This is a genomic window from Terrisporobacter petrolearius (assembly GCF_020748185.1).
Taxonomy (GTDB): domain Bacteria; phylum Bacillota; class Clostridia; order Peptostreptococcales; family Peptostreptococcaceae; genus Terrisporobacter; species Terrisporobacter petrolearius.
Genome location: NZ_JAHZMO010000076.1, coordinates 1 through 7,916 on the forward strand (window position 1 = coordinate 1; position 7,916 = coordinate 7,916).

Below are 7,916 nucleotides of genomic sequence, written 5' to 3' on the forward strand. Positions count from 1 at the left end.
TAATAATTGTGAAAAGAATGCTAGTATTAGTATTTCTTAGAAATAAAAAAATATTACTGGAATTTTGAATTTCCAGTAATATAAATTACAAAACAAAATTATTACACAAATCTATAGACATTCTCTTTAAAAATATTTTTCGCCGATTGCTTCTATATCTTTGAGAACTTTAGCATAATCATATCCCTTTTGGGTAAGAGAATATTCCACCTTAGGAGGAAGTTCGTTATATACTTTCTTCAACAATAATCCATCATCTTCAAGTTCTTTAAGTTTCTCATTTAATACCTTATGGCTAACACCACTGGTAACTCTTTGCAATTCTAAAAAACGCTTTGTACCATCTAGCAGATGGCAAAGTATAACAGCCTTCCATTTTCCACGAATAATCTCAAAGGCCCAGTCAAGTTTGCATACATATTTTTTACCATCTTTGTTTATCAAAAAAACCACCTCAAAACTAAATTATCTCTATCTCTCTAGTTTAAACTATTTAAGACCATAATATAATACTTACCTTTAGGTAACTATTAAGACTTACAAAAAAGTGCCTACTTTTTTATATTTAAAAGACAAAGTATACTAAGTTCATAAATAATAAAACTTAGGAGGAAAATAAAATGAAAACTCTTTTTGATAAAAGTAAATTACTTAATATGAATATGAAAAATAGGTTTTTTAGAGGAGCACTTTGGGAAGACTTAGCAGATGAAAAAGGGCATCTAACTCCAAAGCTATCTGCCATCTATGAAGAATTAGCAAAGGGAGGAGCTTCAACCTTAATAACAGGATATGCTTTTGTAACAGAAGATGAACAACCTAATCCTGGTATGATGGGAATATATGATGATTCTTTTATACCAGAATACAAAGAATTTACAAATAAAATTCACAGCTTAGGATCAAACATAATAATGCAAATTGTTTATGGTGGATTTATGACTAATTACAAGGTGGAGGAAAGAACAATCTGGGGACCATCAACTATAAAAAATGAAGTGACTGGAACATGGGCAAAGGAAATTACTAAAGAAGAGATTAAATATTTAGTAAAATCTTATGGTGAAGCAGCTCGTAGAGTAAAAGAATCAGGATTTGATGGAGTAGAGATACATGGTGGGCACGGATATTTACTTAGTCAATTTTTATCACCATATTATAATAAAAGACAAGATGAATATGGTGGAAGTATAGAAAACAGAGGAAGAATAATTTTTGAAATATACGAAGCTATGAGAAAAGAAGTAGGCGAAGATTTCATAATACTTATAAAATTAAATTCTGCTGATTATATAAAAGAAGGTGGACTAACTGAAGAAGACAGTTTATATGTGGCTAAAAAATTAGCGGACCTTGGAATAAATGCCATAGAAGTAACAGGTGGAAATGAATCTATTCAAGAGGTAGTAAATGATAATATGGGTGCAGCTAGAACTAAGGTAGTAGTATCAAAGGATAGGGAATCTTACTTTAAAAATTATGCTATAAAATTAGCAGATATGATAGATATACCAGTTATATTAATAGGTGGAAATAGACATTTAGAAGTTATGGAAGATTTATTAAACAATAGTAAAATAGAATATTTTTCTTTATCTAGACCATTAACTTCTGAACCAGATTTAATAAATAAATGGAGAAGTGGAGATAGAAAAAAGCCTAAGTGTGTATCATGTAATAAATGTTACAGTACTCCAGGTAAAAGATGTATCTTAAATATAAAAGGTTTATAAAATTTGTACATTACACTGGAATGATACTTCATTCCAGTATTTTTTTCATGTTAGGAAATTGATAGCACAAGCTTTTCTTGACATTTAAATTTTAAGAGCATAGAGAGAACTGTAATAAATCAATTATAGGTATTCTATTTTGTTTAAAATATTGGTCATAATTATCTTTAGCATGCCTTTTGATTTATAGTAATTTTATTATTCCAATCATCTTCATCAATAAATAAGCAAGACATTGCATTTTTCAAGAAAGTCATTATATCATCAAATTTTAATTTTTCAAACATTTGTATATAGTTAAAATAACCGCTTAGAGCTTTATAATAATCATTATGATGTTGATAAGTCCTGGAATTCAGTTATATCAATTCTCTTAGAAAATGTAAAAAATGCATTTTTGAGCAAGGTCGTTGCCTGAAATTTCATAGCGCCCACACAGTGGCTTAAGCGAAGCGAATTTTTTTATAAAAAACTTCATATGTTACGAAAGTGTAATATTAACAGAGAAAATGTAATACTCCATTAAGGATTTAATTTTATATAAGGTTTACAATTAATACATAAGAATAAATAAACATACGGAGGATTACATATGAAAGAAATATTAAAAATTAAAGATATATCAAAAGATTACGGGATAAAGGGATTTAAAACAAATGTATTAAAAAATATATCTCTTAAAATTTTCGAAGGAGATTTTATAGCAATAATGGGCCCATCAGGTGCAGGTAAAACTACATTACTTAATATAATGTCTACACTTGATAAACAAACATCAGGAGAAGTAACACTAGATGAAATAGATGTATCAAAAATTAAAAATAAAGAATTGTCAAAATTAAGAAGAGAAAAAATAGGGTTTATATTTCAAGAGTACAATTTGTTAGACAATATGACTCTTATGAATAATATAGCCCTACCACTTGCCCTTGGTAAAAAAAGAAGTAAAGAAATAGAAGACAAGGTAGTAGCTATAGCTAAAAAATTTGGTTTAGAAAATCATTTAGAAAAATATCCATATCAGTTATCAGGAGGTCAAAAACAAAGATGGGCAGCTGCTAGATCTTTGATTACTAATCCATCAGTTATTTTTGCTGATGAACCAACTGGCTCACTGGATTCTAAATCAGCCTATGAATTATTAGAATCATTAGAAAAAGTAAATGAGAAAAACAATGCAACTATTATAATGATTACACATGATCCCTTAACAGCAAGCTATGCAAATGAAGTTTACATGATAAATGATGGAACTATAAAATGTAAGTTAAACAAAGGAAATGACAGAAAAGAATTTTACAGCAAAATCATGGACATGTTGGCATCTATGGGAGGTAAAAGATAAATGGGAATACTAGAAATTGCTTATAATAATTTTAAGAGCAACTTAAGAACATATATGGCATTTTTTATAGCCATGGTATTTTCAGTAGTTGTTTTGACTAACTTTGAACTGTTACAATATGGAGAGGCAATAAAAGTATTACAAGGAGAAAATGAAAAGTTTACTTTGACTATATTATCATCTGTAATAGTAATATTATCAGTATTTATATTTTTCTTTATATGGTATGCAACGAATACATTTTTTAAAAATAGAACAAAAGAAATAGGTATATTATCTTTTATGGGACTTGACTTATATACTATAGGTAAAATTTATTTTGTAGAAAATATTCTAATAGGAATAAGCTCATGTGTAGTAGGTATAATTATAGGTATAATAACATCTAGATTTTTTCAAGTAGTAATAATGAAACTATCGGGTTTTGATATAAAAGTTGCCAATGGAATTAGTATGAAAGCTTTAATATCAGCTAGTTTGATATTTATGTTAATGTTTATGATAATGGCTATCAAAGGGTTTATAACCATATGCAGAAGTAGTGTGATAAATCTAATAAATGCATCTAAAAAACAAGAAAAAATTCCCAAGGTAGGTATAGGGTTATATGTTTTAGCCATAATTTCTACCATTATACTTGTATATGCCTATTACAAGACATTAGGTATAAGAAGTGGAAATATAACGAATGTAATACCAATTATAATTATAGGAATAATAGGAATTTATGGTTTATTTAGATCTGTTATGCCTGTATTGTTTAGCATTGTAATGAAAAATAAAAAGATACTATTCAATGGAGATAATATAATAGCCTTAAGTAATATAAACTATAGACTAAATAAAAATTATAAAACCTACGCAATAATAGCAATAGTTGTAGCGGCTACTATATCAACTCTTGGAGCAGCAGTAGCTTTAAAATCTATGCAAGAAAATGCTCAGATACAAAGAAATATATATACAGTGAGTATAGTATCGGCAGATAAAAATGAGATAGATAAAGAAAATATAGATAATATAGATAATATAATAAAAAAGACAAATAAAATAAAATACGAAATAAATCCAGAGTTAATTGTTATAAAAGATCCTAACAGCAAATATGAAAATGACATGGGAAATGTAGTTATGAAATATAGTGACTTTAAACATATTTTAAAAGTAAATGGTAATGAAGAAGAATTAGAAAAGTATGGAGAAAATCTAGTAAGCGTAAATAATGTGCTACATTTAAAAAGTCCACAAACTATAATGACTCTTGCAATAAAAGAAAATAAAGTAAATATTGATAAAACAGACTATTATATATCAAAAGGGGAGATAAACATACCTGTATTAGGAACAGGTCTTAATGAAAGTATTATAGTTGTAAACGACAATATATACTCTAAGTTGCAAGACAAAGGAAGTTATATATATTTTTATGGTGCAAAAGTATATGATGAAGTAAATAGTAAAAATATGTTTAACAACTTAGAAACAAAGTTAAACTTACAAAATACATATATTCAAAATGGATTTAAGGCTCAAAATGAAAGCCAATGGATTAAATTTGCTTATGCTGTACTAGTATTTTTATTCATAGTGTTTGTTATAGTTTCAGGAAGCATAATTTATATGAAGATATACAGTGATGCATTTGAAGACAAAGATAAATATGAAACCTTAATGAAAATAGGAGCTACTGAAAAAGAGATAAATAAAGCTATATTTAAAGAAGTAGCAATATTTTATACTTTACCAATGATAAGTGCAGCAATATCTAGTTATTTTGCAATAAATTTAGCAGGAGAATTATTAATGTCAGATTTATTTAGCATATATATACTAAGTTTAGTAGTTTGTTTAATAATTTTTGTGATTTATGGTTTCCTATCTGTTAAAAAATTTAAGACAATAATATATGGAAGCTAAGAAATATGGATTTTAATTTATTATAATGATACACTTATAGAAGTAGTAAAAGTAGAGAAGTGTAGAATGAAGGTGGCTATTACAGAATAATTTAATATTGTTCATGTAATAGCCTATTATATTTTAATTAAGATTTACAATAATTAACATAATAAAGCCGAAAATAAGGAGAAAATAAAATGTACAAAATTTTACTTATAGAAGATGATATGGATTTATCAAAAGAAACAGCTTTTGCCCTGGGTAAGTGGGGTTTTAAAGTCGATTTGATTGATAATTTTGAAAAAATAGTAGAAGAATTTATAGATAAAAAGCCTGATTTAATAATTTTAGATGTGAATTTACCTTTATATAATGGGTTTTATTGGTGCGAAAAAATAAGAGAAATATCTAATGTTCCAATAATATTTTTATCCTCTAGAGATTCAGATATGGATTTAATAATGGGAATAAACAATGGTGGAGATGATTATATTACAAAACCTTTTTCTATAGATATACTAGTTACAAAAATAAATGGAATTATAAGAAGAGTTTATAGTTATAGTGAATCAACTAATGTTATGCGATACAAAGACTTAATATTTGATATGGAAAAGGGAATGCTTAAATATAATCACAAGGATATAGAACTAACAAAAAATGAAATAAGAATTTTAACTATATTATTAAAAAATAAAAGTAAGATTGTATCTAGAGAAAGTTTGATGATGGCTTTGTGGGATAATGATGAATTTGTTACAGACAATGCGTTAACTGTAAATATGAATAGATTAAGAACAAAAATAAAAGAATTAGGTGTAGATGAATTTATAAAGACTAAGAAGGGCATAGGATATATAATAGAATGAAATTAATTGATTATTTAAATGATAAAATTAGATACATAGTGCTTTTGCTATTTATTATTATCATAATAGATATTTATTTAATTGCTATTAATACATTTTCTAATAAATTAGGCGATTTTATATATTTGAATTTTTTAGTACTACTTATAATAGCAGGATTTCTTACTATAGATTATAAAAATACTAAAAACAAATACAAGGATTTATACAAATCCTTGGAAGAAAACCAAGAAATTGATACTTACTTAATTAGTGGAAAATCTTTTGAAGAAAATATGATAAAAGCAATTATAGAAAATACTAAAATAAAAAATAATGAAGAAATAAATGCCTATAAAAAATCATTAAAAGAACTGGATGAATATATAGCAAAATGGGTACATGAAATAAAAATACCTATTTCTTCTTTAAATATAATTACTGATAGGCTTGATAATATAGAAGATAGTATAGATGTAAAAAATCAAATAGCAAAAATAAACTTTTTAGTTAACTCGATTTTATATAGCAGTCGAAGTACAAGTATTTTTGAGGATGTATTTATAAATAAAGTTAATTTAGAAAACTTAATAAAATCTTGTGTAAAAAATAATTCCTTTTTATTAATAAAAAATAATATTGAAGTAAAAATTAATAATTTAGATTTTAATGTGTATACAGATATGAAGTGTATGTCATATATTTTGGATCAAATTATAAACAATGCTATAAAATACTCAAAGGAAGTTGGTAAAATTGAGTTCACAGGAAGAAGCACAGAAAATGGAGTTATCTTATCTATAAAAGATTATGGAATAGGTATAAATAAGGAAGACACAAGTAGAATTTTCGATAAAAGATTTACAGGTAGTAATGGACGTAACAAATTATATAAATCAACAGGCATGGGTTCGTATTTTACTAAAAATATGATAGATAAGTTAGGGCATAGGATAGAAGTTAATTCTCAAAAAGACTTATATACAACTTTTGACATATACTTTTATGATATCTCAGATTACTTGAATTTGAACAATTAATAAAATTCTTTTTCTTAAAATTTTAAAAGAGTATATTATTATTAAATGGATAGAATAATCCTATAAAAAGACTTATGTAAGTGGTGAATATTAATGAATAAAAATAAAAAGATATTACTTTGTATTTTTATAGGATTGGTTTTATTAATATTTTGGATACAAAAAACAGATTCAGATTATATTATTGAAAGAGATATAGGTATCCATAACAGAGTATTTAAAGAATATGTTGTATTTTATCCTCAACACCAAGACGATGAGGTATTATGGGGAGGAAGTGCATTAAAAAGAGCCATAAACACCTTAGGTACAGATCACGTATTTGTAGTATTAGGTTCAGATGGAAGTGGAGTCAATGTATTTAAGGATAAATTTTATAAAAATAAAAGTAGAAAAGAAAAAGAAAAACTTAGAAATAAAGAGTTTTATGCAGCACTATATGATTTAGGAATTAAAGAAGAGAATATTTTAATCCTTGCAGATATGGATAATAAATCAGGAGATCACTTTGATTTAATGAGAAAAGTTGCACTGAATTTTGAAGAAAAATATAAAAGTGTGACTCATGTGGCCCACACATACAAATACGACGATCATACCATGCATAGAAAAAATGGAAGCATAATTATTGATTTATATAATCAAGGAAAAATAAAAGATGCAATGTTTTATTTAAAACCTAAATATATAAAGAAAGTTCCAGCAGATAAAAGAGTCATATACAAGGCTAAGAATCACGAAGATTATGAGGCAATTGTAAATGCTTGCAATGAATATAGAGTTATTAACAAAGGAGAAGATAGACATGGTATAGGGTATACTTCTGCTCATAGTCATTTTGACCAATTGTTAAGTGATCCTGAATTAACTTCTGTGTTTCATTTACCATACTAAATTTAAAATATAAGTGTAAAAAAGAGAGCTAGAGTGTGTGAAAAAAACTCTGTAAATAACAAAATTCAACAGCTTTCTATGATAATATTTAATTATTATAGGAGGCTGTTTTATTATGGGAAAAAGAAAACAAAAGCTTAGCGAAGGAAAAAGAAAT

At 26.2% G+C, this 7,916-nt stretch carries 7 protein-coding genes and 1 pseudogene; 6 read left to right on the forward strand and 2 right to left on the reverse strand.

What is annotated here, in order from left to right:
* Positions 1-126: 126 nt before the first annotated feature.
* Positions 127-444, reverse strand: coding sequence for a winged helix-turn-helix transcriptional regulator (locus K0040_RS19280; protein ID WP_228110339.1), 318 nt, complete (start codon positions 442-444; stop codon positions 127-129).
* 176 nt (positions 445-620) lie between these two features.
* Here K0040_RS19280 and K0040_RS19285 point away from each other — a divergent pair, with 176 nt between their 5' ends.
* A complete protein-coding gene (locus K0040_RS19285; RefSeq protein WP_228110340.1) occupies positions 621-1,733 on the forward strand; it encodes an NADH:flavin oxidoreductase in 1,113 nt (370 codons plus the stop codon).
* Between the two features lie 91 nt (positions 1,734-1,824).
* Here K0040_RS19285 and K0040_RS21990 read toward each other — a convergent pair.
* Positions 1,825-2,062: pseudogene (locus K0040_RS21990) on the reverse strand (ISH6 family transposase); the annotation flags it as partial.
* A 263-nt stretch (positions 2,063-2,325) separates the two neighbouring features.
* On the opposite strand from K0040_RS21990, the gene K0040_RS19290 reads away from it, so the two are divergent.
* The 5 genes from K0040_RS19290 to K0040_RS19310 all read left to right on the forward strand — a co-directional run bounded on the left by K0040_RS19290 (position 2,326) and on the right by K0040_RS19310 (position 7,759).
* A complete protein-coding gene (locus tag K0040_RS19290; RefSeq protein WP_228110341.1) occupies positions 2,326-3,078 on the forward strand; it encodes an ABC transporter ATP-binding protein in 753 nt (250 codons plus the stop codon).
* Positions 3,079-4,995, forward strand: a complete 1,917-nt coding sequence (locus K0040_RS19295; RefSeq protein WP_228110342.1) for an ABC transporter permease — start codon at positions 3,079-3,081, stop codon at positions 4,993-4,995. It abuts the gene before it with no gap.
* Positions 4,996-5,174: 179 nt separating this feature from the next.
* Complete coding sequence (locus K0040_RS19300) at positions 5,175-5,846, forward strand: response regulator transcription factor (RefSeq protein ID WP_228110343.1); 672 nt, start codon at positions 5,175-5,177, stop codon at positions 5,844-5,846.
* Positions 5,843-6,865 carry a sensor histidine kinase gene (locus K0040_RS19305; RefSeq protein ID WP_228110344.1) on the forward strand — a complete coding sequence of 341 codons (1,023 nt, stop codon included), beginning with the start codon at positions 5,843-5,845 and terminating at the stop codon, positions 6,863-6,865. The genes K0040_RS19300 and K0040_RS19305 overlap by 4 nt, the downstream gene beginning before the upstream one ends.
* A gap of 93 nt (positions 6,866-6,958) precedes the next feature.
* Positions 6,959-7,759 (forward strand): PIG-L family deacetylase, encoded by an 801-nt coding sequence (locus K0040_RS19310; RefSeq protein WP_228110345.1) that lies wholly within the window; start codon positions 6,959-6,961, stop codon positions 7,757-7,759.
* The last annotated feature ends 157 nt before the right edge of the window (positions 7,760-7,916 follow it).

Bases quoted from the DNA above. Each gene is read 5' to 3' on its own strand.
- K0040_RS19285 (WP_228110340.1), top strand. From the start codon at position 621: ATGAAAACTCTTTTTGATAAAAGTAAATTACTTAATATGAATATGAAA.
- K0040_RS19290 (WP_228110341.1), top strand. From the start codon at position 2,326: ATGAAAGAAATATTAAAAATTAAAGATATATCAAAAGATTACGGGATA.
- K0040_RS19295 (WP_228110342.1), top strand. From the start codon at position 3,079: ATGGGAATACTAGAAATTGCTTATAATAATTTTAAGAGCAACTTAAGA.
- K0040_RS19300 (WP_228110343.1), top strand. From the start codon at position 5,175: ATGTACAAAATTTTACTTATAGAAGATGATATGGATTTATCAAAAGAA.
- K0040_RS19305 (WP_228110344.1), top strand. From the start codon at position 5,843: ATGAAATTAATTGATTATTTAAATGATAAAATTAGATACATAGTGCTT.
- K0040_RS19310 (WP_228110345.1), top strand. From the start codon at position 6,959: ATGAATAAAAATAAAAAGATATTACTTTGTATTTTTATAGGATTGGTT.